Origin of the sequence: Streptococcus sp. HMSC066E07, from assembly GCF_001814695.1 — a bacterium.
Lineage (GTDB): Bacteria > Bacillota > Bacilli > Lactobacillales > Streptococcaceae > Streptococcus > Streptococcus hominis.
Genome location: NZ_KV817442.1, coordinates 1 through 600 on the forward strand (window position 1 = coordinate 1; position 600 = coordinate 600).

Annotated in this window: 1 pseudogene; it reads right to left on the reverse strand. The window is 30.5% G+C overall.

Features of this window, described 5'->3' with window-relative positions:
* Positions 1-600 (reverse strand): annotated as a pseudogene (locus HMPREF2984_RS04950) (peptidoglycan bridge formation glycyltransferase FemA/FemB family protein); the annotation flags it as partial.

Sequence of the window (600 nt, forward strand, 5' to 3'; positions counted from 1 at the left end):
GCTCCAAATAATTTTTGAAATTTATGCTAGCTATGATAAATTCTGCATTGTTTCCAAAGCTATCATAAAATTTTTCATAATAATCTAAAGTCTTATCATTATAGTTGCGACGTTCAGAAGTTGATGAAGTAATCTGCTTAAATTTATAAAGCTCATTACGTTTAAGTTTATGCAGTTCTATACCAAATGTTTTAGCTTTTTTACTAATGATTTTCTTTGTTTAGTAAAAGATTTTAACAACGTTTCTTCTGTTAAGTCATTTAGGTCTTTTACAAAATGCCAATCACCTTCACCTCCAGGATAGTCCTTTTGTAAGCCATCAAATTGGTAATTCAGGTTGGTGAGCATAGATACAAGTTCCTTCTTTTCTGTACTAATAGGCTCACCTTTACTATTGAAGACTTGATAAATATCATAAGGTTTTACAACCAGCTCCATAGCCTTTAACTTTCTTGCATAGATTTTTAATTCTTCATAACATTTAGGCAAGAACTCATAATTAGTAACAACAGGTCCAGAGTTGATTTCTAGGTATAGACCACCTGCCATTTTTGCACTAAATAATAATGCTGATACTTGTAATTGATTGTTAGTAAAGAA